Genomic DNA, 26,030 nt, shown 5'->3' on the forward strand with positions numbered 1-26,030 from the left:
AAGACTGCAATTTTATACATTGAAATTAATAATTACACAACATATAAAACATTATTTTATGCCTAAAATTATGCTGAAAATAAGTAACCAATTTTATTAAGTACTTTTGAAACAAGTCTAATATATACTATATAATCATTTTAATATATATAAAAAAGAGCCTCATAACAATGAAGCTCTTTTAAATTTATTAAAAACTATATTTTATTGCAAGAATAGATTAACAGCCTGTTCATTAGCACTATTAACAGCTGTTACAACAGAAGTGCTTGATATAGTAGCTCCGCTAATAGCTGCTATTTGAGCATCAAGTGCCTCTTCTGGTTTTATACCTTTTACAACAGTAAGAGGGACAATAGAACTTTTATTAGTAAATTGATTTCTAAAGTTAGGCTCTACAATTTTAGCACCAAGTCCAGGAGTTTCAGCCTGCTCAGTAACAACTATTCCAGTAATTATAGTAGCATCATCACTAAAACCAACTAATACTTTATTTTGACCATTATATCCGCCGGCAGAAGAAAGTATAGCATAACCTGCCACAGAACCATCCGCCTTTTTACCAATATAATATGGATATGTAGCATTCTCACTAATAGGACCTTCTATATTATCAGCATTAGGTATAACAGCCTTAACCCCATTTAATACAGTTTTTTCATTGTTAGCTAAAATATCTTTTTCAAAAGAAGAATAAACGAATGATAATAAAAATCCAGCAATTAGAGCAGTTAATGTAACAGATATTACAGCTTTATAAGTAACTTCTTTTTTCATTGCTTTGCTCCTTGTTGTTTTTCTATATTTATAGCCTCTTTCTTACCAAAAGGTTTAGGACGAGTATACATAGCTATTAAAGGCATAAACATATTTCCTATTAATATAGAATACATAGTATATTCCGGAGAAGAACCAAAAGCTCTAAGTATTGCAAGTACAGCACCTATTAAAAGAGCATATATCCAAGCACCCAAATGACTAGAAGGGCAAGTAACCATATCAGTAGCCATAAAGAAAGCACCTAAAACAAATCCGCCAGCAAATACTTGATATATAGGAGAAGCAAATTTTCCAGGCATAGCAAGACAAAGTACTAAACTTACTGTAAATAGAGAGATAAACATTCCTAAAGGTATTCTCCAATCTATAGTTTTAGTAGCAATTAAGAATATTCCGCCTATTGTAAGAAGTATAACAGAAGTCTCACCTATAGCTCCGCCAGTGCTTCCTAAAAGCATTTGAATATAATAGTGAGCTTCAAATTGAATTTGTTCTATTAAAGAAGTACTAATACTATTATTATAAGTAAACTTCATAAAAGTTAAAGGAGTAGCCTGTGATAGAGCAGTCATCATATCAACTGACTGAGTACCGCCTGTAACGGCATTCATAGTTCTATGCCAATCTGTAATAAATAAATCTAAAAAAGGAACCCTAATAGGAGGAGTATAAGCACTCATTTGAGCAGGGAAAGCAACCTGTAAAAAAGCTCTTCCCACCAAAGCAGGGTTAAATATGTTAGAACCTAAACCTCCAAAAACTTCCTTAGCAAAAACAATAGCAACAACTCCTCCAATAACAACCATTGTAATAGTGGTACTAGGAGGTAAAGTCATTACTAAAAGCAAAGCCGTAACCACTGAAGCATAATCAGGAAGTACAGGCTGTTTTCTCATCTTTCTAACAATTATATTACATAAAACACAAGTAATAATAGAAGCAAGATATAATATAATTACTCTATTACCGAATAATACTACGCTATATATAATAGCAGGTAAAAGAGCAATAATTACTCTTAGCATAATTTTTTGTGTAGTATCTCCATCTTTTATATGAGGAGAAGATTCAGTGTATAACTTCATTATCTTATCTCCTTAACAAATCTTTACCATATCTAATCCATTGTACCAAAGGTATTTTGGAAGGACATATATAAGAACAACATCCGCATTCAAAACAAGTAGCTATATCCAAAGAATTTAATTTATCTTTAACTTTAGACTTAGCTGTATGAGCTATCTCAGTAGGAGAAAGATGAAGAGGGCATGCATTAGCACATCTTCCGCATTTAATACAAGGATATTCAACTTCCTTAGGCAATTTATTTTTATCTAAGAAAAGTAAAGAGTTAGTACCTTTATTAACACATTGTTCCAAATTAGGCACACTCGCTCCCATCATAGGACCGCCTGCTATAACAAGTACATCTTCAGAAATAAGTCCGCCGCACTCATTAACTATATGTGAAATCGGAGTACCAAGCGGAACCCAAATGTTTTTATGTTCTTTAATAGCATCGCCAGATACAGTAACAATTCTCTCTATTAATGGTTTATCTTTAGCAACAGCTTCATATATAGCATATAAAGTAGCCACATTTACAACTAAAACATTAACGTCCATAGGAAGCTTACCCACAGGTACAACTCTGCCAGTAGTAGCATCAATAAGCATTTTTTCAGCACCCTGAGGATAACGAAGTCTTAAAGGCATTACTTCAACATTGTAGTTTTTAGCGACTTTTCCCATCTCTTCAATAGCCAAAGGTTTATTAGCCTCTATACCAATAACAGTTCTTTTTACAGAAGGAATGATTTTTCTTAAGATTTCTATACCTTTGAACAAATCTTCAGTATGTTCCATCATAAGTCTATAATCGCTAGTGATATAAGGTTCACATTCAACACCGTTAATAATTAAAGTATCACAATTACCCTTTGCAGCACCATCAACTTTAACATTAGTAGGGAAAGTAGCCCCTCCCATACCAACTATACCGGCATTTTGAATTTTCTTAGACATCTCTTCTGCAGATAAAGTCATATAATTATTATTTAGAGTAAAATCGATATTATTAGCTTCTGCATCTAAATTAATAAGAAAAGCATTGGCTCCCCTTCCCAAAGGCGGCGGAGCAATTTCTATATTAGCAATAGTACCGCTAACAGAAGAAAACACATTTCCAGATACATATCCGCTAGCTTCGCCAATCATTTCTCCTCTTTGAACTTTATCCCCTTTATTTTTTAACATTTTAGCAGGTGCACCTATATGCTGTGCCATAGATATTAGAACTGATTTTGGAGCTTGGGTCATAGTAGAAGAAGCTATTTGAGCAGTATCTTTGCTATCATGAGGATGCACACCCCCAAAACGAAATTTACCTAACTTCATAATATATGTCCTTAATTTTTAACATTTTATTTATAATAAATTGATATTTAATCAATATTTAATACAGCAACTGCTCTCGTGTAACCGCTTCCATAACTACATAAAGCCAACTTAGTGTTTTTCTTTATACTTCCGTCCTCTAAAGCCATAGAAAGAGCAACTCCAGATGAAGCACTTAATGAAGAGTTAGCATTCTCCATTTTTGAATAAACAATATCTTTAGAGACATTCAAAGTATTAACAAAAGCATCAAAAGCATTTTTGTTAGAATATGAAGGTATATAGTAAGTAGGTTCTATATTATTTTTAGATAAGATTTCTTTTATATAGAGCGCAGCTTTTTTTGCTTCTTCTTCAAATATAGTATTATTTTTTATAGATATAAAATGTTCTTTATTGTTGACACCTTCTTTGGTGTATGGTTTAGCAGTTCCGCCCATAGGGATGTAACAATTTTCCAAAGCATTTCCATCTGTAACAGAATCTATAAAATTTATCTCAATATTAGATTTTTCATTGGAAACTATAGCAGCAACAGAAGCGTCATCAAATCTATTAGTATCATCACAAATATAAAAAGATTCAGTTGCTACTACTAATATGTTTTTATATCTATTGCTTTTTATAAAGGCATAGGCAAGTCTTAAAGCTGATATAAAACCAGTAAAATCACTTTCTATGTCAAAACAAAAAGCATTTTTTGCCTCAATTTTACCTGCTAATATACAAGCAGTAGAAGGATAAACATAATCTTTAGTAACAGTTGCACAAATAATAGCATCTATAGATAATGGGTCTATATTTTTTATAGTATCTTTAATAGATTCCATAGCTAATTCAGATGCGGGCATAGATGTTTGTTTATTCTTATAAATAGCTTTACAAGATTTAATATATACCATATATAAAAATCCTTTTAAAAAATTCTTCTTTTCACACCAGAATCTAAAAGTTCTTTAGATATTTTTTCATTGATTTTTGCATCTAAAAATTTATACATATTAAGCACAGCATTTTTAACACCGTCTTTACCAGTAGTGCCATGCCCAACAAAAGCTCCGCCGTTTAATCCAAGCAATATAGCAGAACCATAAGAATCGGCACTCATTTGCGTCTTTAAATTTTTAAATACAGATTTCATCATAACAGCACCCATCATATTAAGAGGGTTCTTTTTTATTTCTTTTTTTAAGAGATTTACTATTAAGCTAGCACTTCCTTCTATACTTTTTAATACTATATTACCATCAAAGCCGTCAGCAAGTACAACATCAGCAATATCCGATTTAAGCATGCTGTTAGGTTCAACATTACCTACAAAATTTACTTTCTTCATTTTTTCTAATCTTTCAAAATGTTTTTTTACAGCAGCATTTCCTTTACTATCTTCTTCACCTATATTTAAAAGAGCAACTCTTGGATTATTTATGTTCATGTATCTTTTAGCGAATACTCTTCCCATAACAGCGAATTGAGCCATATAATCTGGGCTGCAATCTACATTTGCCCCCATATCCATCATACAAAACTCACCGCCTATTTTAGGAAGTGTAGATACTAAAGGGGGACGCATTACACCTTTTAAACGGCCTATTTCTGTAAGTGCGGCAGCTAATGTGGCTCCAGTGTTACCTGGAGAAAAGAAACCTTCCGATTTTTTATCTGACACCAAACGTGCTGCTACTAATACAGAAGCATTTTTTTTATGTTTTACTGCAATAGCTGGAGTTTCTGTCATTTCTATGATAGAATCACTATGTTGTATATCTACACGATTCTTATCATATTTTAATGATGATAAAGATTTAACGATATCTTTTTCATTACCAACTAATATCAAATTCACATCTTTATTTAAAGACAATGCTTCAATTGCACCATTTACTAATTCGTCTAGAGGTTTTTCTCCGCTAGCAACATCTATGGATAAATTCATTGATAATCCTATTATTTATTAACCAGCATTTTGATTTTTATTAGCTTTTACTACTCTATCTTTATAAAATCCGCATTCAGGACAAATTCTGTGCGGCATTCTTTCTGCTCCGCATTGAGGGCAGATTGATAAAGAACCTAAAAATCTTTTATCATTAGCAGCTTGTCTTGATCTTTTTTTCGATTTCGATTTTCTATGCTTAGGTACAGCCATTTCTTTCTCCTTAAAAGTTATATATAATACTCAAATTTATAATAATTAAATCCTATTTTACTATTATGTCTAATTTTTGTCAAGTTTTATTTACTTACTTCTTATTATTATGTTTATATTTAAAATAATTGATTATTTTATCAGCTTGATTATATTTATAAAAATTATAGAATATATTTATATTATTTTTAGGATATGGTTTATGAAAAAGTTTATTTTATTATTTACGCTCTTTTCGCTTATAGGATGCAATTTATATGTAAGCGATAAAGTAAGCATACTTATGTTTAATGAAGATGCTAATGGCAATGAAATTACTAATGAAACTTTAAATTTTATACTTGTAAAAAGAGATAACACAAACAGTTTTAATAATATTACATACATAAGCGGAACTATAATAAACAAAAAAGGAAATCAGAAGATAACAAATATCACTGAAGCACAATATATAAAAGATATCAACAACACAAACTCTATCCAAAACCTAAATTTAGATAATTATAATATGAACATTAATTACTCAAAAAAAAGCATTATTTTTACAGATGATGACGGCACAAAATATACTCTTCCTTTAAATAATTCGGAAGATACTTGGTTTTATAAATTAATCAAAGGCGCCACTAATTCATAATAATTATTGTTTCTATAGTTGTAAATATTAAAAATTATTATATAATAAACTTTTATATACAATAAGTCTGTGAGAGGATATATTAATATGGGAAAACCTATAACTAAAGAAGGATATGACAAAGTAAAAGAAAAGCTATCAGAATTAAAAGCAGAGTTTGATACTTTGCCTGCTATAATAGCTGAAGCAAGAGAAAAAGGAGACTTGAAAGAAAATGCAGAATATCATGCCGCAAGAGAAAAACAAGGTCTTCTTCAAGCACAAATCTCTAAATTAGAAAGCGATTTGGCAGTATGTGAAATAGTTGATCCTTCAAAGATGAATAAAGACATTGTAACTTTTGGAAAAAGAGTAAAAGTTAAAGATAAAAACTCTAATGCAGTTTTTGAGTATAGAATTGTAGGGGAATTAGAAGCAGATATGTCTAAAAATGAGATTACTATAGTTACACCTATTGCAAGAGGACTTCTTACAAAAAAAGTTGGGGATGTTGTTACTATAAAAGTGCCTGCTGGTGATAAGGTATTAGAAATATTAGAAATTAGTCTATAATAAATAATTTTTGAATATTTTAATAAAGGCTTGAATATAAATATTATTATACTCAAGCCTTTTTAATTATTTTTGTAATATAAAAACAATTATACTTTTTTAACTAAACAAATATTTTATATGTAAAAGTTTAAATATATAATCATTTCTTCGAAAAACTATTTTCCTCACCTCTAAGCATTCTTTTATAGTTTGGTATATGTTTTATTATAATAAATATTGCAAGAAGTATAGTTATTGGAAGTAAAGCCACATAGTTAACATTAAAAAATATTCTATATAAAAAATTAGCCTTAAAATATAAAAAGCTTAATACAATAGGAAAAGCTAAAGCACCAACAGTAGAGCCAATAGCAACAGTTTTTCTTGAAGCAAATAAACCTATAAAGAAAAATATCATAGTAATAAGCAAACTAATAGGAGCAAGCATAAACATAGAACCAGCACTTGTAGCTACACCTTTACCGCCTTTAAAACCTAAAAATACAGAAAATACATGCCCAAGTATAGAAGCTACAGCACAAAAAATTAAAATATAGCTATGAGTTAAAATTATATCAGAAAGAATGAAAGCAGGCACTATAACAGCAATCATTCCCTTGCCTATATCGCAAATATAAGCAGCAATACCAGCCTTTTTACCGCATACTCTAAGCACATTGCTTGCCCCTGGGTTGCAGCTGCCCTCTTTTCTCACATCATGACCATTAATCTTTCCTATTATAAATGAAAATGGTATAGCACCAATTATATATGACACAACTATACTTATTAAAACTTTAATTATCATATTTCTTTCCCCTCTTTCTAAAATTAAGCAGAATAGGCGTTCCTCTAAAATCGAACATCTCTCTAAATTTATTTTCTAAATATCTTTTATAATGAGAGTTTAATTTATGCGGATGATTACAAAATACAGCAAAAGCAGGCGGATTAACTCCTGTTTGAGTAACATAGAAAATCTTAAATGGACTTCCTCCTGCTGATATAGAATATTCTCTTGTAGCTCTCACCATAGTTTCAGTAAGTGCATGTGTTTCAAATCTTTGAAGTCTTGTCTTTGCCACCCTGATGGCTAAAGATAAAAGCTTCTCAGCATCATTTTTTCTCGTAGCACAAACCCTCGCATAAAAAGCATAATTAAGCACAGGAAAAGCAGACTTCATATAAGCTTCATAATCATTCCAAGTGGTTCCTTTCTCTCTTATATCCCATTTATTAGCTGCTATTATTATTCCCTTTCTTCTCTCTATTATGAGGTTTGCTATAGTTTTATCTTGGTCTGTTAAACCTTCAAAGACATCAAGCATTAGTATGCATACATCAGAAGCTTCTATTGCTTTTATAGCCCTATTTACACTATAATATTCAACATCTGTATTAACATTCTTCTTTTTTCTTATACCAGCAGTATCTACAAGACAAATATCATCACCCTTAAAGTTGAATGTTTCATCTATAGAATCTCTTGTTGTACCTGCAATATTTGAAACAATGCTTCTATCTTTCCCAATTAATGTATTTAATAAAGTAGATTTACCCGCATTAGGCTTTCCTACTATAGCTATATTTATAATTTTCTTTTTTGCTATATATTCATCGAGTCTGCGCTGTTTTTTGTTATCTTTATCTTCATCATACTCTTCATCATCTTCTTCAAACAATTCATCATCATCTAAAACATTATCTTCTTTTTTATTTTCTTCTTCTTTTTTACTATTCTCTCTCTCTGCTTCTAAATCAATACCTACCCTCTCAAAAACTTCAAGAATTTTTTCTCTCAAATCATCAATGCCATTATTATGCTCGGCACTTATAGCAATAATATCCTTTATGCCAAGAGAATAAAACTCATTAATTAGATTGTTATGAGAATCAGAATCTACTTTATTTACAACGAGAATAATAGGTTTATTTAATTTTCTTATAGTATTAATAAAATGCCTGTCATCTGGGTGAGTTTGATGAGCATCTACAACAAACAAAAGCAAATGAGCCTCATCTGTAGCAGTTTTTAATGCCTTCTCTCGAACCTTTTCATTTAAACTATCTTCACTCGTGTCTAAAAGTCCGCCTGTGTCAAACACATTAAAAGCTATATCATCAATATAAGTCTTTGCTATGCTAATATCTCTTGTAACTCCTGCTGTAGGATCAACTATTGATTTTCTTCTTCCTGCAAATCTGTTAAAAAGTGTGGACTTACCAACATTTGGTCTGCCAAGTATAGCAATATTTTTCATTTATTTAACCTTAAACATTATGCTCTTTTTATAATAACATAAAATATAATATATTGCTATTATATTTTATTGACTTTATTATTTATCAAATATAAAATAAATAAAATGATAAAATTAAATAAAAAATTAAATATTATTGCCATATTTATTATAATATTATCTATTATAATAAATATAAATACATCATTGTCTATACTCCCATATAGATATACAGTAGATGATTTTCATCATTTTTATGATATGCATAGATGGTATGAAAAACAAATAATTCCATATACTGGTACAAGATTAAAACCAGGCGATGTATATAAAGATGAATTTACAATACCAAGAGTGCCCGGAGGAATATACTATATTACATATACTCTATTTTATAAAATAGCTAATGAAAATCTTTATTTCGCAAAAGTTATCAACTATATATTTAGCTTATCTATTATATTAATATTTTTATTTTGGTTCTTTAAAAGATTTGGCTTAATAATGACATCTTTCATGTCTGTACTTGTATTATGTAATGGATATATTATTAGAGCATTAACCAACTTTTGGAATCCTAATTTAACTCTTATATTTAGTTTTATATTTTTTATATTTTTATTTGAGTATATATGCGCTGATAATGAATTAAAAACAAAACTATCTGCTATATTTATATTTCCAGTTTTAGCAATAATGGCTCAGGCACATTTTTCTGTTTTCTTTTCTATTGTTCCTACAATAATTATATATTTGATAATAAAATATAAAAAAACATTTAAATATCTGCCATATTTAGCTATCGGAGTATTTGTATCATTTTTATTATATTTACCATATTTAATATACGAAATAAAAAATAATTTCTATAACACATACTCTATATTAATGGAAAAAAGTGCAATAAACTATATAGCTTTTCCTAAATATCAAGCATTCATATTATTCCCTACTAATGAAATGTCTGCTCTTTTTATAAAAAAATTGGATAATATAATTGATTTTTGGTTTTCAAACCCTCCGCTTATTTTTGGATTTATATTTTTATTATTGAGTCTAATATTCTCAGCGATTTGTTTAATTGGAAGTTTTTATATTATATTCAAAAGCTTAAAGAAAAAACTTATATTAAATAATAAAGAATTAGCTCTAAAAGATATGTTTTTAATACTATTATTATCTATGATAGTATCAACATTACTTTTTATGATAGCACCGCCTAGTTCTGGTTCATTTCATTATCTGTATGGAATATTTTCTATAAGCTATTCTTATATTCTGCTTTTTATAATAAAATATAAAGATATTATTATTAATAAAAAAAATATTTTATATACTTTGCTAATATTTTTTATATTAAATTCCCTTGCTATGTCTTTAACAATAAAAAGATATATAGATAAATATGAAAAACCGTATAGCATAGAAATGAACAAACAAATAAATGATTATATAAATAAAAATTGATTATACCGAATATAACTTTTTGTATATAACTAAGCTAAAATTTGTATTATATGTTATAATAAATAAAATGATGATTAAAAGGATGATATATAATGGACAATAATAGTGTTAATAATGTAAATATAGAAAAAGCTGTTGAACTAATAAAAACAAATAAAGATTTAAAACTATTGGATATTAGAGGCCCTTATGAGGTAAAGGCTACAGGCTTTATAGAAGGAAGCATGCTTTTAGACCCTAATGACCGTCAAATTATAGAGACTATAGAAAACTTAGACAGAGACAAAGAATATTTATTATACTGTGCAAGCGGCGGACGTTCTTCTGCGGTATCGCAATATATGCTAAAAAAAGGATTTAAGCATTTAAATAACCTTATAAATGCTGGATATATAGAGCTATCTATTGCTTTAGAAAATAGTAAATAATTTAATTTACACTATTGCAATAAACTTTAACTTATAATATAATAATTTAGATAGTTTAGAATAATTTAATTTTTTGGAGATAAATCAATGAAAAAAAATATACATCCAGAATACTATGAAACTGATGTAAATTGTGCATGCGGTGCTAATTTCAAAATACATTCAGTTCAAAAAACTTTACACGTTGACATTTGTCATAATTGTCACCCTTTCTTTACTGGTAAACAAAAAATATTGGATACTGCTGGTAGAGTTGATAAATTCAAAAAACGTTATGGCTTAAAAAAATAATATTTAATCAATAAATATAAAAAATATTTAAGTCTATAAAGTATTATATCTGCATTATATACTTTGTAGACTTTATTTATTGATAAAGGCGGTTTATGGACAGCGACGGCGTTTACAAAAGAGTAAATATCAATAAAGTAATATCTCAAATATTAAAAACCAACCCTAACATAACAGAAGCTAAAGCAAATGAATTAGCATACAAAATGATAAAAGAACTTAATAAGAAAGTTTCTTCTATGGTAGCTGATTTTGAAAACGGCGAAGGCGACTTCATGGCTTGTTATTTTGAATCTATAGAAAAGCAATAAATCTATTAAAAAAGAAATTAAGTTATTTGCAGGGCTTTGCACCCTGTGAAGCGTGCCCTTAGGGTAGCACCCCACTTCTTTTGCGACCGCAGGAAGTGCCTGTGGTATTACCACAAAGAAGCAAAAAGGCTGCATTTTTATGAAGTATAGCCAAAAACATATAGTATCATTATATATATTTTTTAGATATAAAATTTGAATACTTGCATTTTTTGCAACTTTGACGAAGTCCGCACAGCGACCGAAGGGAGTCCTTCAGGACGACCGAAGGAAGTGCCTGCGACCGTAGGAAGTATCTTTAGGTATGGTGCGAAGGCGGGAAAAAGTTGAATAAAACAAAAACATAAATTGTAAAATATAGTTGTTTAAGTGTATACTAAAAATTTTTAAGTTTATTAAAAGTTTTTTATTTGCGGGGACTAGCCCCCGCACCCCCAGTTCTTTTGTTGACACAAAGAACCAAAAAGACTGCATTTTATAAAATATAGCTAAAAACATATGGTATTACTTTATATTTTATTATATATAAAACTGAAATATTTGCACTTTAGCTATTGGCAAGCCATTTAATATTTAAACTCCACAGTATAATGTGTAATAGCATCATCAGGCATAATATATTCTTTGTAATTTTTCATATAAGCCTCCACCATATCAGCTCTAGCATCATTATACATAGCATCAGGTATACTAATAATAAAACCACCTTGGAAAGAATCATAATAACCTTCTCTGTACTTCTTTGCCCATTCTCTAAAATAATTAAGCAAAGGAGTATATGATTGAATAGGAGGGCTTTTAAGCATAAGATATATTTGATAATAATCTACAAGCTGTATTACTTTATTATTAATATTAAGCAATACTTTCTCACCGCCGCTCTGCCATACCATTAAATTATCTGTATAATCTATTGGAGTAATAAGCTTCCAGCTGTCAGCTTCATTAGGTTTTTCTCTTGCTGCAAAAAATTGATTCTTACCTGCTCCTTTCAAATGAGTTTCTGAAACAGTAAAATATTCTTCGCCTCTCTTATATGCTGCATCTATTTCTGCATAAGGTATTGTAGGATAATAATATTCTTTTCCGTCAATTTCCCAAGATGAATATGTATTATCTGATTTATAATATATACCATTATCTAGTTTTACCCAATTTGGTTCTTCAGGGGTTTCTACTCTGTTTTGTAAATATCTATCTAATCCTTTAAAAGGATTATTAAGAAGATCAATCTTTTCAGCATTTTTATAAGCATCTGAATTAGGCTCTAAAGTCCAATGTACTCCATCTGTACTTGACCATATCCTTTTATCATCGATAAATCTTTCTTCTCTTGGAGTCCATTTATTAATAGAAGGATTATGTTCATAATAACATCTACATCCTCTTCCAAAATATATTTTATCCTTATCAATCGCAATGTCAAAATTATAGATATTATTATACTCACCGCTTCTAGCACCCCAAGGAGTATTATCTATTTTCTCCCAATTAGCTCCTACAGAAGTATCTTTGCTTTTATGTATTCTGTAATAATAATCTTTGCTTACTGTATACGAGCCTGCATTAACAGGTCTTGTTCCTGAAGGATTCTGCTCCAAAAAAGTTTCTCTTAATCCCATTAAATATATATAATCTTTAAATTGAAAAAAACGAGCTACATCCATTCCATATCCTCCCTGAAAACTTTCATTTGGATTATTTGGGTTTGGTGTAGGCATTTTATAACGTATATTAGCAGCAGAACCGTTTGTCTGCCAATTAAGTAAATCTGATGATGTATAATATCTGTTGTCATACACTATAGAATCAATAACATACTCATAATCCACAGAAATATCTGACATAGAGAAACTTCCGTATGTATAAGGTTCAGATATAATTTTATCATTTTCTATTACTGATATATTATATTTTAGTCTGCTAAAAGTATCATAATTAACATCTTTAGCATAAATATTTATATTGCCATTATCATCTATTTGAAGAATTATATTTTTATCTATTTGATTTAATGTTTTGCTTTTAGGGTCATAGTTATACATATAGTCAGCTAATATATACCATTTGCCTTGATATTTAAACTTCTTACTAAAACTTCCGAATACTTCGCCGTCTTTAGCAGGCACTGGGGTTACATCAACATGACCAGGTATTGTCTCTTCTGGCAATCTAAAATCTGTTTCAGGCGGTATATAGGTTGGAGATAATATATTAATCTTTTTACAAGATACAATTAACATTATTACAACAATTAATAAAGCAACTATTAAACATAATCTTTTATTAAATTTCTTTTTCATAATAAAACAAACCGCAAATATATTTTTTATAATTTTTTTAACAGCAAAGCATTATTATTAAAACCATATAAAATTATCAGCAACAAATCAAACATATTCTACATTACAAATATAATTTTTCAAGCTAATTTTATAATTTTCTTTGTTTAGAAGTAATATATATTCTTTTTAGTTTAGAAATGTAGACATCCATTATAATTTAAATAGATATCTTTAACTCCAATATACAAATAATAAAAGCATATAATTAGATATAATTTCTTTATGTTTATTACAATAAAAATATAAAAGGCTTAGTATAAATATTTATTAATTATCTTTCAAAATATACATAATAACTAAATCATCTAAAGAATTTTTTATCGAGATAATCTTTTGAAAGTCTTAAAACAAATGGTCTTCCATGCGGGCAATTAGTTAATATATTTTCTTCTTCAAGCAAATCAAGTAAAGTTTGCATATCATTAATAGAAAGTTTATCTCCTGCCTTTGGTGAATATTTACAAGATATTGTGCTGCATGTATGTTTTATTAATTTCTCTAAACTATTGTTGCTCTCTTTAGAAATATATATATCCAAAATATCTTTAATAATTTTTTCTATCTTTTGATTTTTGGGTATATATATTGGAACTTCATCTATTATAATGCTATTTTTTGAATTAGCTTCAAACTTTATACCTATAGATTCTATTTGTTCTTTTGAAGAGTTTAATATATCTATTTCATAATCTCTATACTCTATTTCGCAAGGTATAAGCAGTTTCTCATATTCCAATTTACCGCTAATTAAAGTCTTATATATTCTTTCATAATTAAGTCTTTCGTATGCGGCGTGTTGGTCTATAATATACATTTCGCTTCCTCTTTCAGCTATGATGTATGAAGAGAAAACCTGCCCTACTGCTTTTACATATTCTCCAAACTCCATATTATTTTTTTGCGGTTCTATATTATTATTTATATCATCTTTATTAAATACATTATCATAGTGAACATTAGAAACTAACTCATTATTAAACTGAAAATTATTACTAGTTTTTGTTTCATTAAAATTATTAGCAGAATTATTCGTAGTTACATTATTACTTTGTACTGGAAATGTCGGAGTAATATCTTTATCAACATCAACTTCAATATTAACAGAAGAAAAATTGTTCGCACTATTAATATTATTGTATATGGCATTATAAATTATACCTGAAATATCTCTTTCATTTTTTATTCTCACTTCCTTTTTACTTGGATGCACATTAACATCAACCTTATTTGTATCAACATTAATATATAAAAAGAAAAATGGATATCTCTCTTTTGGTATTGAGTTAGAATAGGCATTTTTTATAGCATAAGCAATAACTCTATTTTCTATTGGTCTATTATTTAGAAATATAAAATTATTCTTTCTCATAGACTGACTTATTTTAGAATTAGAAAAAAGTCCGTATATATTTATATCATTTTTATCTATATTTAATTCTACTAAATTTGAAAAAACATTATTATCATTCAAATAATTCTCAATTCTATCTTTTAAATTATCAACTTTCAAATAACTATTTACAAGTTTTCCGTTATTATATAGCTTCATAGTGATATTAGGCTGAACCAAAGCTTCCATATCAAATACTTCTTTAACTAAATAAAACTCTCTTGATATATGCTTTAAAAATTTGTATCTTGCAGGTATATTAAAAAAAAGGTTTTTAGCAGTAATCTTAGTTCCATTAACAGAAGCATAAGGTTTGTGTTCTAATATTTTTCCAGCCTCAACAACAATCTTTCCGCCTGTTTTTTCATCAATACTTTTTGACACTATTTCTAAATTTGTAACATCCGCTATAGAAGCTAATGCCTCACCTCTAAAACCCAAAGTATATATATTATCCAAATCTTCTATAGAATAAATTTTACTAGTGGCATGATGAGTAATTGCTAAAGGGAGCTCTTCAAAAACTATACCGCTTCCATTATCTTCTACTATCATAGTTTTTATTCCAGCCTCTTCAACACTCACTTCTATATTATCAGCACCGCTATCAACAGCATTTTCAAGAAGCTCTTTAAGCATCGAAGCAGGTCGCTCTATTATCTCTCCAGCAGCTATTCGATTTGCTACAGATTTTGGAAGTTTCATTATGCTTTTTTTCATCTTTGCATTATATGATATTTCTAATAAAAAATAAAATTTTTTTAATTATTATAATATTAATAATTGAATATTTTTTTAATGTATATTATTATAAAAAAATATTATTAGTTTGTTTTATGAAAAAGATTTTATTTATTGCAATATTATCTGTTATACTTATTTTCTCTCAAGAAGAATGCAAAGGTCCAGATGGAGACTCTAAGCCTACCCCATTTAGACATGATAAGAAATTCATAAAATATAGTTATAATGTTACAACAGAAGATTTTATTTTTTGTTCGGCAATATTTTTCTCTATAGTTGTGCCGTCTTTTGTTTTAATAAACAAGAAATAAAATTTTTTAGTTTGTTTATTTACAAAATTAAAAAAAATATTAAGAATACTAATTTTTCAGAATAACTACAAATTATATTAGCATCTTCTTGCATAAAAAATAATTTGCAAAAAGCCACTTGCTATATTATAATACTTTATCAATCTTTAATTTTTAATTTTTAAAAGGATATATTTTAATAAATGTCATACGCAGAGAAAATCAGGAATTTTTGTATTATAGCACATGTTGACCATGGAAAAAGCACATTAGCCGACAGAATTATAGAACATACTAAAGCTGTATCAAGCAGAGAGATGAAAGCACAAATTTTGGACTCTATGGACATAGAAAGAGAGAGAGGAATAACAATAAAGAGTCAGGCTGTAAAACTTTCTTATCAGGCTAAAGACGGAGAGGTGTATACCCTTAATTTGATAGATACTCCAGGGCACGTTGACTTTAACTATGAGGTTTCTCGTTCACTTGCTGCTTGTGAGGGGGCTATACTTGTAGTGGATGCTGCTCAGGGGGTTGAGGCTCAAACTATTTCTAACTTTTATCTTGCTTTTGAAAATAATTTGGAGATTGTGCCTGTTATAAATAAAATAGATTTGCCTGCTGCTAATATTGAGCTATGCAAAGAACAAATGGAAAAAGAGTTTGGAGTTAATAAAGATGATATTGTTTTAGCGAGTGCAAAAAATGATATTGGAATAGACGAAATACTTGAAGCAGTAGTTAAGATGATACCAGCTCCAAAGGATAATACTAATAAAAAAACAAGGGCTTTGATATTCGATTCTTATTATGACCCTTTTCGCGGTGCTGTTATGATAGTGAGAATATTTGACGGCTCTATTAAAAAAGATGATAAGCTTCTTTTGATGGAAACTAAAGCAGAGTATGAAGTTGAAGAATGCGGTACACTTTTGCTTGGACTCAAATCTGCTAATGAACTTAAAAGCGGTGAAGTAGGATACATTATTGCGGGTATTAAAAATATATCTGACATAAAAATAGGAGATACTATCACCCTTGAAGAAAACCCTTCCGATGAACCTTTGATTGGCTATAAAGAAGTTCTTCCTATGGTATTTGCAGGTATTTTCCCTGCTGAAGATGAAGATTATACAAACTTACAAAAGGCATTAGAAAAATTAAAACTTAATGATGCTTCTTTGGTTTATGAGCCGGAGCGTTCTATTGCTTTAGGGTTTGGATACAGATGCGGTTTCTTAGGACTCTTGCACTTAGAGATTGTTCAAGAACGTCTTGAGAGGGAGTTTAATCTTAATCTTGTAATAACTAGCCCTTCTGTAGAAGTAAAATTAAAACTCACAAACGGAGAAGAAAAACTCATTGATAACCCTGCAGATTTTCCTTCTGCACAATATATAGAAAAATGTTATGAGCCTTTTATTAATGCTCTTATAATAGTGCCTACCGATTATTTAGGAAACATTATATCTCTTTGTATAGACAGAAGAGGAACACAAACATCATTAACTTATTTAGATGATAAAAGAGCAGAAATAAAATTCGATTTGCCTTTAATAGAAGTAGTGTATGACTTTTATGATAAATTAAAATCAATATCCAGAGGTTATGCTTCATTCGATTACGATTTTTCAGATTTTAGAGAAAGCCAAATAGAAAAAATAGACATACTTGTTCATGGTGAAGTAGTGGATGCATTGTCATTTATGGCTCATAGGAGCAATGCAGAAAGCAGAGGCAGACAAATTATAGAAAAATTAAAACATCTCATTCCAAAGCATATGTTTCAGATTCCTTTACAAGCGGCAATTGCAGGACGCATAATAGCAAGAGAAAATATAAGTGCATTAAGAAAAAATGTTACAGCTAAATGTTACGGCGGAGACATCACAAGAAAAAGAAAGTTGTTAGAGAAGCAGAAAGAAGGTAAAAAGAGAATGAAAGCTATTGGAAGCGTAGAGATTCCGCAGGATGCATTTATAAGTGTACTTAAAACTGATGACAATACTAAATAATAAATCAAATAAATGGGCATTAGAAATAATGCCTATTATTAAGAATCTAAAATTATTATAAATTGGTTTATACTAAAAAATTTTAAGTTTGTCAATTTTTTTGTTCTTTTTCCTGTCGCTACATACCACAGGCACTTCCTTCGGTCGCGGTGTGGACTTCGTCAAAGAACCAAAAAGTATGAGTGTTTTTGTATGTTGGTAAATATATAAATAAATGTAAGATATTTTTATCTATGCATAAAAAGCTATACTTCATTAAATGCAGTCCTTTTGCTTCTTTGGGTCACCAAAAGAAGTGGGGTGCGGGGCAAAGCCCTGCAAATATCTTAACATAAACAAATCATTTTTTATATTAGAATATGTTAAAAATTTATTGTTCTTTTTCCCGCAGCACACGGTGTGGACTTCGTCAAAGAACAAAAAAATGCAAGGTAATAAAATAATACTAATTATATATTACATACTAAATATTAAACCAAAAACAATATAAATATTTTATTATCTTAGTTTTGAAATAAATCTATTATAAAAAGACAAGTAATGTCAAGATATAATATTTAATTGTTGTATAATTAAATAAAGAGGTATAAGACAATGTATGAATGGAATAAATTAATACAAATAATTATAGATGAAATTGATGAATGCATTAAAAAACATAAAAATGAAGAATTAACATTAAATAATATTTTTAATAGATTGGGCTATTCAGAATTTTATATTACAAAGAAGTTTAAAAAAATATCTGGAATAACATTTAAAGAATATACAAGACTAAGAAAATTATCTTTTGCTTTAAAAGAAGTAAGAGATACTAAAAGAAAACTATTAGATATTGCATTTGATTATGGATTTTCTTCACATGAATCATTTACAAGGTCTTTTAAAGAATTATATAATATTACTCCAATAGAATATAGGAGAAATCCTAAACCTTTAATACTTCGTACAAAGATAACAGCATTTGACAGATACTTATTCGGATTAGGTGAAATAGGAATGTATAAATCTAATGAAGAAGTAAAAGTATATTTTATAAAAATTCCATCACATAAGTTTCTTTATATTAAAAATTATGAAAGTAACGGTTATTGGGACTTTTGGCAAAAACAAAACCTTATAAAAGGTCAGGATTATAAAACAATATGCGGCATACTTGATAGTATTAAAGGGAAATTAGATGATAATGGAGGAAGTGAAATTAATTGCTCAAGCGGACAAATTATGGCTTATATTAATGATGAAAAAGGAAGGCTTTGTGATTGGGGAATAAAAAGAGTTGAATGTTGGGGAGTAAGGCTTCCTTTTAATTATTGCGAAGAGGTGCCTAAAAATATGCATCTGCTTGATGTATATGAATCTGATTATGTGGTCTTTGAACATGGTGCTTTTAATTATGCTCAAGAAAATAATACTGTAGAGAAAAAAATTGAAGAAGCAATGAAAAATTTTAATGATGAACATTATATTATAGATACTTCACCAAATAAAATAATGTATTTTTATTATAATCCTAATGAATATTTTAAATATATACGTCCAGTTTGTAGAATATAAAAAATATTTTTAAAACTAATTCTATGAATAATAAAAAATTATACATTAGTTTAAGTATTTAAAAACATATACAAATAATTTTTATTTTTTATTTAAGAAAAATTTTATTATCGCAATTAATACAAAACTTATTACGCTTATTAAAACTATAGTAGAGCCCGGTTTTAATCCCTCATAATATGAAAGAAATATTCCTAAAACAGTAAAAACTAAATTAAATAATACAGCATAAATAATAGTTTTTTTATAACTATTAGCCAACTGCATAGAACAAGCAACAGGAACTACCATCATAGATGATACAATCAAAGCACCAACAGCCCTCGCAGATATAGAAACTACTATCGCTGTAAGTATTGTAAAAATAAAGTTTATTCTGTTTACAGGCACACCAGAAAGTTTTGCAAGCCTTTCATTGAATGTTATATAAAAAATCTCTTTGTATAAAAATATAAATATTAACATAGAAATAATACTTATAATTACAACTAACTTTAATTCAAAATCACTAATAGCTACAATGCTTCCAAATAAAAAACTATTAAAATTAGCATTATTAGAAACAAAACCAGACAACAACCCCGCAAGCCCAATAGCAAAAGACATAATTATCGCTATAGACATCTCCCCATATCTTGCAATTTTTTTTCTTATAAACTCTATAGATAAAGCAGATAAAACACAAAATATCATAGAAGCAAGTATTGGATTAATATTAAATACAAGCCCAAAAGTTACACCCGCAAGAGAAGTATGAGATATAGCATCTCCTATCATAGAAAGCCTTTTTAATACAACTACAACCCCAATAGAAGGTATTATAATAGCTAAAAGTATACCAACCAAAAAAGCCCTACGCATAAACTCATATTGAAATATTTCCATTTTTATAAACAACCCTTTATATATATTAACAAGAACAACTGCTTCCATCTGGATGCTTGTGCTTATGTGATAATTCCATGTTTATTTGATTTTTATCAAGTTCTACTAATGTACCATTTTCAAAACAAAAAACTCTATTTGAAATTTTTGACATTCTCTCAATATCATGTGTAACCATTACAATAGTTATTTTTTTATCTTTATTTAGAGCTTTAAGCAAATCATATAAAAAATTAATAGTTTCAATATCAACACCATTTGTAGGCTCATCTAATATTAATAAATTAGGGTTTTGCACCAAAGTTCTTGCTAAAAAAACTCTCTGTATCTGTCCGCCTGAAAGTTTTGATATTAATCTGTCTTTATAATCATACATACCTAAAAGTTTTAATGCTTCAAATACTTTTTCTTTATGATTTTTATTTGGAAACTTAAATAAACCAATATCCGAAAACATATTAGACATTACTATCTCATAAACAGTTGCAGGGAAGTTTAATATTTTGTAGTATGCATTCTGCTCTAAATATCCAATGTGCTGCCAATTTTTAAATCTCTTAATGTCTTCGCCGTATAGTTTTATTTCGCCTCTATACTGATTAACTTCACCTAAAATAAGTTTTAATATAGTGCTTTTGCCAGCTCCATTAGACCCTATAATAGAAACAAAGTCTCCTCTATTTATATCAAAGCTTATGCATTTTAGTATATCTTCTTGAGTGTATCCAAAATGCACATTTTTAAAACTTATTATATTTTCCATTAAAAAACCTTAATTAATTATTTTATTATTTTATTAATTATTAAGACCATTTGTTATAGCTTCGAGATTTTTTTGCATTATAGAAAAATAATCCTCTCCAGATTTTATATATTCTTCACTTAAAGATTCTATAGGGTTTAATGCACTCACTTTTACACCTGTTTCTTTTGCAATAGAATCTACAAGCTTAGAACTTGAGAAGTCTTCATAAAATATAGTTTTAATATTGTTGTTTTTTATAAAATTAATTGTTTGAGCCATAGTCTTAGCATCTGCTTCATCTCTTGCTATTGCAACTTGATTAAGATTATATTCTTTACAGAAATGTCCAAATGCAGGGTGAGTTACAACCAAATTAGTATTTTTTATATTTTGTAAATTATCTCTAAAGCTCTTATCAAGTTCATCTAATTTATTAGCATATAAATTGTAATTAGAATTATAATAATCAGCATTTTTACTGTCTAATTCTATTAACACATTCTTTATATTTTCCATTTGAATTTTTGCTTTTTTAGGTGAAAGCCAAAAATGAGGGTCTAATTCTTCATTGTTTATATTTGAAGAAGCCTCTAAATATTTTAAATCTTTTATTGTATCTTTAACAGTGTCTGCCCAATGCTCCATTGAAGCCCCATTATATATAAATAGATTAGCCTTACTTAAATTAGCCATATCTTTTGATGTAAGCTCAAAATCATGAGGCTCAGAACCTGCTGAAGTTATATTATAAATATCTATTTTCTCTCCGCCGATTTTTTTAGCGAAATCATAAATAGGATATATACTTGCATATACTTGAAGTTTGTCGGTTGCGTTTTGATTATTGTTATTATTGTTGTTACAAGAAACGAAAGAAACTAATATTAGTAATAAATAAAAAATATACCTCATCTGCGTTTATCCTTATAGTATTATAACATCGAAACATTATAATACTATAAAAATAAATTTCAATGTTTTAATGCTATAACAATTATTCTACTTTCTCAAAATTGCTCTTAGGCTCTCCGCATAATGGGCATTTCCAATCATTAGGAAGCTCTTCAAATGGAACACTTCCTTTATATTCAAATCCGCAAGTTTTACATCTATAAACTGCTTTAGGTTTTTCTGCTTCTTCTTTTTTTTCTGCTTTGTTTTCATAAGCATTTGCAGTAGAAGCATTAGGAGGAGTTTTTCCTTTTATTACTGTATGATAATAAGAATAAGTCATAGAGTTAGTGTTATTATCAAATATATCAGCATCTACTAACTCACCTATAAATAAAGTATGAGTAAATACATCAAAACTATTTACAACTTTACATACAAAATAAGCATTAGCGTCTTTTATAACAGGAAGACCTTCTTTCATCTCATAATTAACATTTTCAAATTTATTGGCATCTCTTGAACTTCTAAAACCAAAACCTCCTATCAAAGCAGGGTCGCTTTTTTCTGAAAGAACTGATAATGCAAATTTACCGCTTTTTTTGATGCATTCATTGGTATAATTATTTTTGTTTACACTAATCATAATTGTAGTTGGAGTTGATGTTATTTGTGTGGAGGTGTTTATAGTACAGCCTACTGGTTTATCATCGTCCATTGTAGTTAAAATATACATTCCATAAGATAATTTTGTTAATGCAAATGTATTCATGATTTTTACTCCTTATTAGTAATAATTATTATTAATTATAGTAAATTTTTTTCGTTTTGTCAAAATTGTTTTTTAAATTTTAATTTAAACTACTTATGTATTTAGTTAAACGATTTGAATGATAAAAATTTTGAAGAAGTATCTACAAAAAATCATAACGCATTTATAAAAATATAGTTATTTAAGCAATATTAAATATTGTCATTTTTGTATAATTTATATCTGTTTTCTCTGTATCTAATTGAAACATTTTGCTTGAAAATTGTGAATCTTATATAATTGTATTTGTATTTTACAATAGAGTAGTATTCTTTAATTGTATTTGATTCTATTAAACATATAAATTCTTTAGAAAAATATTGATAATCATCTTTATTAAGATTAATCATTATTTTTTTTAATATGTTTTTCATCATATCAAAAACTTTTCTCTCATCATCTTGAGTAAAGTTTTTTGTTCTAAAAGCTAAGAAAGCCTCTTGTTCTACAAACTTAGCAAAAGATAATGATTTAGTTTGCCAAAAATTATATTCTGTATAAAACTCATCTAAAATATCAAACCATTTTTGTATTTGTTTAACTAAAGTAGAAGCATTTTTTATAGCATTTTGAGTAACTTGTCCTTCTCTTTTTATATAATGATAATGTGTATTATATTCATAGCTTACATTTTTAGTATACATTAAAAGTTTATGAGAGAATATAGCATCTTCTCCAGGTTGAACATTTAGAGGAAATCTCAAATGCTTATTTTCTTTTAAAATGCTCGTCTTTATAAACATAGACCAAGAAATTAAAGCAGAATGAAATTCTTTTGTAACTCTTTTATCAAGCCCCCAAAAATTACTTAATATAACTAAATCACTGTTATTTTTTTTAGCATTATTATAAAATACTTCAGCAAAATCTTTATCTATATAATCATCACTATCTACACAAAATAGGTATTCTCCAGTGGCATTTTCTATACCATCGTTTCTACCAGCAGAAACCCCAGCATTTTTCTTGTTTATTATTTTTATTCTTTTGTCTTTTGCAGCATATTCTTCAAGTATAGAAAGTGAATTATCTGTAGAGCCGTCATTTATGCATATTATTTCTAAATCTTTATATGTTTGATTGACAACACTATCTAAACAATTTCTTAAATATTTTTCAACATTATAAACTAATATCATTACACTAATCATAATTATATATTAACAAAATAATTAAAAAAACTCAAGGTATACTATATTAATTATTCTATTTATAGTATTGTTTTTTTTGAAATTAATTTATAAAATAGAATAAAATTATACTACTATGGATAATTTATGAAAAGAATTGGTATTTATATAGATTTAGAAAATATTGCTCATTTAAAGTTTAATGTCAATTTTAAATTGATTCTTGAAGATATAATAAAGTTTTATAGAAGTAATTTAAAAGATAAAGATATTTACTATTCAATAAAAAAAGCCTATGGAGATAATAAATCAATAAAGCTATACGAAAAAGAGCTTAGAGATTTGCATATAGATATAATTCATTCTGTGCATATAAATAAAGCCAAAAACATGTCGGATATGATTTCTTCTATAGATGCTTTTGAAGATTTTGTTTTTAATAAAAATATAGATATAATAGTATTTGTAAGCAGAGATGTTGATTATACTATTGTGATGGAGAGATTAAAAAGGCATGGAGCTATAACTGCTATAGTTACAACTATCACTAATGCTAATAGAGATATTTTTCAAAATGTTTCTAATAAGATTTTTAAGATAGAAAAATATAAATCAAAAGAAAATGATAAAACTAATCAATTAGATGAATATAGTTTAGAGTATTTAAAGTTTTTTTATAATAGGGTTATTGAAGTTTATAATAATAATACAGAAAGTAAGAAGTTTTCTATATCTGATATATGCAATAAAGTAAATATGGATTTTAAATTAGAGCAAGGTGAGAGTGCTATAGAAAAGACTTATTTTAAAAAGATAAAAAGGCTATTTAAATATTTAATAGAAAATGATATAGATATAAAAGTAGATAGAGATTATTTTAGTATAGATGATATTGAAAAGCTTCACTATTTTTTTAGAAGTTTAGATTGAATAATTAATTAAAAAATATATTTGGAGATTGCTTTTATGATTAATATTGCTGTTATTGGTTTGGGTTTAATGGGGGGCTCTTTAGTTAAGGCTTTAAATGGTTATAATATATGGGCTTTGGATACTAATAAAGATGCAGTAGATAATGCTTTAAAAGATAAATACATACAAAAAGGAAGTTATGATTATTCAAATATAGAAGATATGTTTTCTTGGGCTCATATTATTATGATATGCACTTTGCCTTCTATAGCTCTGGATGTTATAAATAGATATTCATCACTTATAACAGATGATAAGATACTCTCCGATTTTTGTGGAGTTAAGACTGATATATTTAATGCAGCAAAAAACAAAAAATATGTATCGCTTCACACTATGGCGGGTAAAGAAAAGGGAGGCTATAATAACTCAAGCGAATCATTATTCAAAAACTCTAATGCCATAATAATAGCTAATGATAATGCTAATAAAGAAGACATAAAAAAAATAGAAGATTTGGCTTTAAATATAGGCTGTAAAAATATAATTGTATCAACAGAAAAAGAACATGATAAAATGATAGCATTCACTAGTCAGCTTATGCATATAATAGCCTGCTCTATAGTCAATCACAAAGATTTTTTAGCTTCACTTGGTTTTGAAGGAAATAGTTTGGGAGACCATACAAGAGTAGGCACAATAGATGCCAATATGTGGAGTGAACTTTTTGCAAGAAATTCTGAATATTTATCTTTATCTTTAGGGGAATATATACAAAGGTTAGAAGATTTTCAAAAAGCATTGCAAAGTAAAGACAGAGAAAAACTTAGAGAATTAATGTTAAGTTCTAATAGTATAAAAGAGAAATGGAACAATTCTAAAAATAAGTAATTTTTAATATTATATTTTTAAGTAATTATAATTTTTTATTGTTCTTTTTCCCCTTACATAGTACAGACTTCGTCAAAGTTTTTGGCTTTTAATAAAGTTTTGCTAATTTTTAATTAAAATATATGGTGTTATCCTATATTTTTTCAAAATGAGCATGATTTTTTGTATTCTTTATTTGCACTTTTTGGTT

At 27.9% G+C, this 26,030-nt stretch carries 26 protein-coding genes; 11 read left to right on the top strand and 15 right to left on the bottom strand.

Annotated features, from left to right (window positions below; genetic code table 11):
- Positions 1–204 precede the first annotated feature (204 nt).
- The 6 genes from R4I97_RS00285 to rpmF are packed head-to-tail and all read right to left on the bottom strand — an operon-like array spanning position 205 to position 5,326.
- Positions 205–777, bottom strand: coding sequence for an FMN-binding protein (locus tag R4I97_RS00285; RefSeq protein WP_335783170.1), 573 nt, complete (start codon positions 775–777; stop codon positions 205–207).
- On the bottom strand, positions 774–1,865 hold the full coding sequence (locus R4I97_RS00290) for an RnfABCDGE type electron transport complex subunit D (protein ID WP_335783171.1): 1,092 nt from the start codon (positions 1,863–1,865) through the stop codon (positions 774–776). Before R4I97_RS00290 ends, R4I97_RS00285 begins: the two co-directional genes overlap by 4 nt.
- 4 nt (positions 1,866–1,869) lie before the next feature.
- The gene (gene rsxC, locus R4I97_RS00295) at positions 1,870–3,177 is read right to left on the bottom strand and encodes an electron transport complex subunit RsxC (protein ID WP_335783172.1); all 1,308 of its coding nucleotides are present in this window, start codon (positions 3,175–3,177) and stop codon (positions 1,870–1,872) included.
- 47 nt (positions 3,178–3,224) lie between these two features.
- Positions 3,225–4,079, bottom strand: coding sequence for a 3-oxoacyl-ACP synthase III family protein (locus R4I97_RS00300; RefSeq protein ID WP_335783173.1), 855 nt, complete (start codon positions 4,077–4,079; stop codon positions 3,225–3,227).
- A 14-nt stretch (positions 4,080–4,093) separates the two neighbouring features.
- Positions 4,094–5,113: a phosphate acyltransferase PlsX gene (gene plsX / locus R4I97_RS00305; RefSeq protein ID WP_335783174.1), complete on the bottom strand. Its 1,020-nt coding sequence runs from the start codon at positions 5,111–5,113 to the stop codon at positions 4,094–4,096.
- 18 nt (positions 5,114–5,131) lie between these two features.
- Complete coding sequence (gene rpmF, locus R4I97_RS00310; protein WP_147732075.1) at positions 5,132–5,326, bottom strand: 50S ribosomal protein L32; 195 nt, start codon at positions 5,324–5,326, stop codon at positions 5,132–5,134.
- A 202-nt stretch (positions 5,327–5,528) separates the two neighbouring features.
- Between rpmF and R4I97_RS00315 the strand changes: the two genes are divergently transcribed.
- Positions 5,529–5,963: a hypothetical protein gene (locus R4I97_RS00315; RefSeq protein ID WP_335783175.1), complete on the top strand. Its 435-nt coding sequence runs from the start codon at positions 5,529–5,531 to the stop codon at positions 5,961–5,963.
- Positions 5,964–6,050: 87 nt separating this feature from the next.
- On the top strand, positions 6,051–6,515 hold the full coding sequence (greA, locus tag R4I97_RS00320; protein ID WP_335783176.1) for a transcription elongation factor GreA: 465 nt from the start codon (positions 6,051–6,053) through the stop codon (positions 6,513–6,515).
- 142 nt (positions 6,516–6,657) lie between these two features.
- On the opposite strand, the gene plsY is transcribed toward greA, so the two are convergent.
- Positions 6,658–7,305, bottom strand: coding sequence for a glycerol-3-phosphate 1-O-acyltransferase PlsY (gene plsY / locus R4I97_RS00325; RefSeq protein WP_335783177.1), 648 nt, complete (start codon positions 7,303–7,305; stop codon positions 6,658–6,660).
- Complete coding sequence (der, locus tag R4I97_RS00330) at positions 7,295–8,758, bottom strand: ribosome biogenesis GTPase Der (protein WP_335783178.1); 1,464 nt, start codon at positions 8,756–8,758, stop codon at positions 7,295–7,297. Before der ends, plsY begins: the two co-directional genes overlap by 11 nt.
- A gap of 105 nt (positions 8,759–8,863) precedes the next feature.
- Between der and R4I97_RS00335 the strand changes: the two genes are divergently transcribed.
- The 4 genes from R4I97_RS00335 (at position 8,864) to R4I97_RS00350 (ending at position 11,234) form a co-directional block, all read left to right on the top strand.
- On the top strand, positions 8,864–10,204 hold the full coding sequence (locus tag R4I97_RS00335) for a hypothetical protein (RefSeq protein ID WP_335783179.1): 1,341 nt from the start codon (positions 8,864–8,866) through the stop codon (positions 10,202–10,204).
- A 92-nt stretch (positions 10,205–10,296) separates the two neighbouring features.
- Positions 10,297–10,632, top strand: coding sequence for a rhodanese-like domain-containing protein (locus R4I97_RS00340; RefSeq protein WP_335783180.1), 336 nt, complete (start codon positions 10,297–10,299; stop codon positions 10,630–10,632).
- An 87-nt stretch (positions 10,633–10,719) separates the two neighbouring features.
- The gene (gene rpmE / locus R4I97_RS00345) at positions 10,720–10,923 is read left to right on the top strand and encodes a 50S ribosomal protein L31 (protein WP_013244860.1); all 204 of its coding nucleotides are present in this window, start codon (positions 10,720–10,722) and stop codon (positions 10,921–10,923) included.
- A 95-nt stretch (positions 10,924–11,018) separates the two neighbouring features.
- Positions 11,019–11,234 carry a hypothetical protein gene (locus R4I97_RS00350; protein WP_014932694.1) on the top strand — a complete coding sequence of 72 codons (216 nt, stop codon included), beginning with the start codon at positions 11,019–11,021 and terminating at the stop codon, positions 11,232–11,234.
- A gap of 566 nt (positions 11,235–11,800) precedes the next feature.
- On the opposite strand, the gene R4I97_RS00355 is transcribed toward R4I97_RS00350, so the two are convergent.
- Positions 11,801–13,537, bottom strand: coding sequence for a hypothetical protein (locus R4I97_RS00355; RefSeq protein WP_335783181.1), 1,737 nt, complete (start codon positions 13,535–13,537; stop codon positions 11,801–11,803).
- 343 nt (positions 13,538–13,880) lie between these two features.
- Positions 13,881–15,689, bottom strand: coding sequence for a DNA mismatch repair endonuclease MutL (mutL, locus tag R4I97_RS00360; protein ID WP_335783182.1), 1,809 nt, complete (start codon positions 15,687–15,689; stop codon positions 13,881–13,883).
- A 116-nt stretch (positions 15,690–15,805) separates the two neighbouring features.
- On the opposite strand from mutL, the gene R4I97_RS00365 reads away from it, so the two are divergent.
- From R4I97_RS00365 to R4I97_RS00375, 3 genes are all read left to right on the top strand, one after another.
- A complete protein-coding gene (locus tag R4I97_RS00365) occupies positions 15,806–16,024 on the top strand; it encodes a hypothetical protein (RefSeq protein WP_335783183.1) in 219 nt (72 codons plus the stop codon).
- A gap of 182 nt (positions 16,025–16,206) precedes the next feature.
- Positions 16,207–18,018 carry a translation elongation factor 4 gene (gene lepA, locus R4I97_RS00370; RefSeq protein WP_335783184.1) on the top strand — a complete coding sequence of 604 codons (1,812 nt, stop codon included), beginning with the start codon at positions 16,207–16,209 and terminating at the stop codon, positions 18,016–18,018.
- 594 nt (positions 18,019–18,612) lie between these two features.
- The gene (locus R4I97_RS00375) at positions 18,613–19,575 is read left to right on the top strand and encodes a helix-turn-helix transcriptional regulator (protein WP_335783185.1); all 963 of its coding nucleotides are present in this window, start codon (positions 18,613–18,615) and stop codon (positions 19,573–19,575) included.
- Between the two features lie 81 nt (positions 19,576–19,656).
- On the opposite strand, the gene R4I97_RS00380 is transcribed toward R4I97_RS00375, so the two are convergent.
- From R4I97_RS00380 to R4I97_RS00400, 5 genes are all read right to left on the bottom strand, one after another.
- A complete protein-coding gene (locus tag R4I97_RS00380; RefSeq protein WP_335784044.1) occupies positions 19,657–20,460 on the bottom strand; it encodes a metal ABC transporter permease in 804 nt (267 codons plus the stop codon).
- A gap of 25 nt (positions 20,461–20,485) precedes the next feature.
- On the bottom strand, positions 20,486–21,223 hold the full coding sequence (locus tag R4I97_RS00385; RefSeq protein ID WP_335783186.1) for a metal ABC transporter ATP-binding protein: 738 nt from the start codon (positions 21,221–21,223) through the stop codon (positions 20,486–20,488).
- 33 nt (positions 21,224–21,256) lie between these two features.
- On the bottom strand, positions 21,257–22,117 hold the full coding sequence (locus R4I97_RS00390) for a metal ABC transporter solute-binding protein, Zn/Mn family (RefSeq protein WP_335783187.1): 861 nt from the start codon (positions 22,115–22,117) through the stop codon (positions 21,257–21,259).
- A gap of 82 nt (positions 22,118–22,199) precedes the next feature.
- Positions 22,200–22,868, bottom strand: a complete 669-nt coding sequence (locus tag R4I97_RS00395) for a flavin reductase (protein ID WP_335783188.1) — start codon at positions 22,866–22,868, stop codon at positions 22,200–22,202.
- Between the two features lie 191 nt (positions 22,869–23,059).
- Positions 23,060–24,058, bottom strand: a complete 999-nt coding sequence (locus tag R4I97_RS00400; RefSeq protein ID WP_335783189.1) for a glycosyltransferase family 2 protein — start codon at positions 24,056–24,058, stop codon at positions 23,060–23,062.
- A gap of 126 nt (positions 24,059–24,184) precedes the next feature.
- Between R4I97_RS00400 and R4I97_RS00405 the strand changes: the two genes are divergently transcribed.
- Both R4I97_RS00405 and R4I97_RS00410 read left to right on the top strand, forming a co-directional pair.
- Positions 24,185–24,967 carry an NYN domain-containing protein gene (locus R4I97_RS00405; RefSeq protein WP_335783190.1) on the top strand — a complete coding sequence of 261 codons (783 nt, stop codon included), beginning with the start codon at positions 24,185–24,187 and terminating at the stop codon, positions 24,965–24,967.
- Positions 24,968–25,003: 36 nt separating this feature from the next.
- Positions 25,004–25,840: a prephenate dehydrogenase gene (locus R4I97_RS00410; RefSeq protein WP_335783191.1), complete on the top strand. Its 837-nt coding sequence runs from the start codon at positions 25,004–25,006 to the stop codon at positions 25,838–25,840.
- Positions 25,841–26,030 lie beyond the last annotated feature (190 nt).

The sequence above is a fragment of the Brachyspira pilosicoli genome, from assembly GCF_036997485.1.
GTDB lineage: Bacteria > Spirochaetota > Brachyspiria > Brachyspirales > Brachyspiraceae > Brachyspira > Brachyspira pilosicoli_C.

What these genes read in the sequence shown, in the direction of transcription:
- R4I97_RS00285 (WP_335783170.1), bottom strand. Translation starts at nt 777, where the DNA reads ATGAAAAAAGAAGTTACTTATAAAGCTGTAATATCTGTTACATTAACT.
- R4I97_RS00290 (WP_335783171.1), bottom strand. Translation starts at nt 1,865, where the DNA reads ATGAAGTTATACACTGAATCTTCTCCTCATATAAAAGATGGAGATACT.
- rsxC (WP_335783172.1), bottom strand. Translation starts at nt 3,177, where the DNA reads ATGAAGTTAGGTAAATTTCGTTTTGGGGGTGTGCATCCTCATGATAGC.
- R4I97_RS00300 (WP_335783173.1), bottom strand. Translation starts at nt 4,079, where the DNA reads ATGGTATATATTAAATCTTGTAAAGCTATTTATAAGAATAAACAAACA.
- plsX (WP_335783174.1), bottom strand. Translation starts at nt 5,113, where the DNA reads ATGAATTTATCCATAGATGTTGCTAGCGGAGAAAAACCTCTAGACGAA.
- rpmF (WP_147732075.1), bottom strand. Translation starts at nt 5,326, where the DNA reads ATGGCTGTACCTAAGCATAGAAAATCGAAATCGAAAAAAAGATCAAGA.
- R4I97_RS00315 (WP_335783175.1), top strand. Translation starts at nt 5,529, where the DNA reads ATGAAAAAGTTTATTTTATTATTTACGCTCTTTTCGCTTATAGGATGC.
- greA (WP_335783176.1), top strand. Translation starts at nt 6,051, where the DNA reads ATGGGAAAACCTATAACTAAAGAAGGATATGACAAAGTAAAAGAAAAG.
- plsY (WP_335783177.1), bottom strand. Translation starts at nt 7,305, where the DNA reads ATGATAATTAAAGTTTTAATAAGTATAGTTGTGTCATATATAATTGGT.
- der (WP_335783178.1), bottom strand. Translation starts at nt 8,758, where the DNA reads ATGAAAAATATTGCTATACTTGGCAGACCAAATGTTGGTAAGTCCACA.
- R4I97_RS00335 (WP_335783179.1), top strand. Translation starts at nt 8,864, where the DNA reads ATGATAAAATTAAATAAAAAATTAAATATTATTGCCATATTTATTATA.
- R4I97_RS00340 (WP_335783180.1), top strand. Translation starts at nt 10,297, where the DNA reads ATGGACAATAATAGTGTTAATAATGTAAATATAGAAAAAGCTGTTGAA.
- rpmE (WP_013244860.1), top strand. Translation starts at nt 10,720, where the DNA reads ATGAAAAAAAATATACATCCAGAATACTATGAAACTGATGTAAATTGT.
- R4I97_RS00350 (WP_014932694.1), top strand. Translation starts at nt 11,019, where the DNA reads ATGGACAGCGACGGCGTTTACAAAAGAGTAAATATCAATAAAGTAATA.
- R4I97_RS00355 (WP_335783181.1), bottom strand. Translation starts at nt 13,537, where the DNA reads ATGAAAAAGAAATTTAATAAAAGATTATGTTTAATAGTTGCTTTATTA.
- mutL (WP_335783182.1), bottom strand. Translation starts at nt 15,689, where the DNA reads ATGAAAAAAAGCATAATGAAACTTCCAAAATCTGTAGCAAATCGAATA.
- R4I97_RS00365 (WP_335783183.1), top strand. Translation starts at nt 15,806, where the DNA reads ATGAAAAAGATTTTATTTATTGCAATATTATCTGTTATACTTATTTTC.
- lepA (WP_335783184.1), top strand. Translation starts at nt 16,207, where the DNA reads ATGTCATACGCAGAGAAAATCAGGAATTTTTGTATTATAGCACATGTT.
- R4I97_RS00375 (WP_335783185.1), top strand. Translation starts at nt 18,613, where the DNA reads ATGTATGAATGGAATAAATTAATACAAATAATTATAGATGAAATTGAT.
- R4I97_RS00380 (WP_335784044.1), bottom strand. Translation starts at nt 20,460, where the DNA reads ATGGAAATATTTCAATATGAGTTTATGCGTAGGGCTTTTTTGGTTGGT.
- R4I97_RS00385 (WP_335783186.1), bottom strand. Translation starts at nt 21,223, where the DNA reads ATGGAAAATATAATAAGTTTTAAAAATGTGCATTTTGGATACACTCAA.
- R4I97_RS00390 (WP_335783187.1), bottom strand. Translation starts at nt 22,117, where the DNA reads ATGAGGTATATTTTTTATTTATTACTAATATTAGTTTCTTTCGTTTCT.
- R4I97_RS00395 (WP_335783188.1), bottom strand. Translation starts at nt 22,868, where the DNA reads ATGAATACATTTGCATTAACAAAATTATCTTATGGAATGTATATTTTA.
- R4I97_RS00400 (WP_335783189.1), bottom strand. Translation starts at nt 24,058, where the DNA reads ATGATTAGTGTAATGATATTAGTTTATAATGTTGAAAAATATTTAAGA.
- R4I97_RS00405 (WP_335783190.1), top strand. Translation starts at nt 24,185, where the DNA reads ATGAAAAGAATTGGTATTTATATAGATTTAGAAAATATTGCTCATTTA.
- R4I97_RS00410 (WP_335783191.1), top strand. Translation starts at nt 25,004, where the DNA reads ATGATTAATATTGCTGTTATTGGTTTGGGTTTAATGGGGGGCTCTTTA.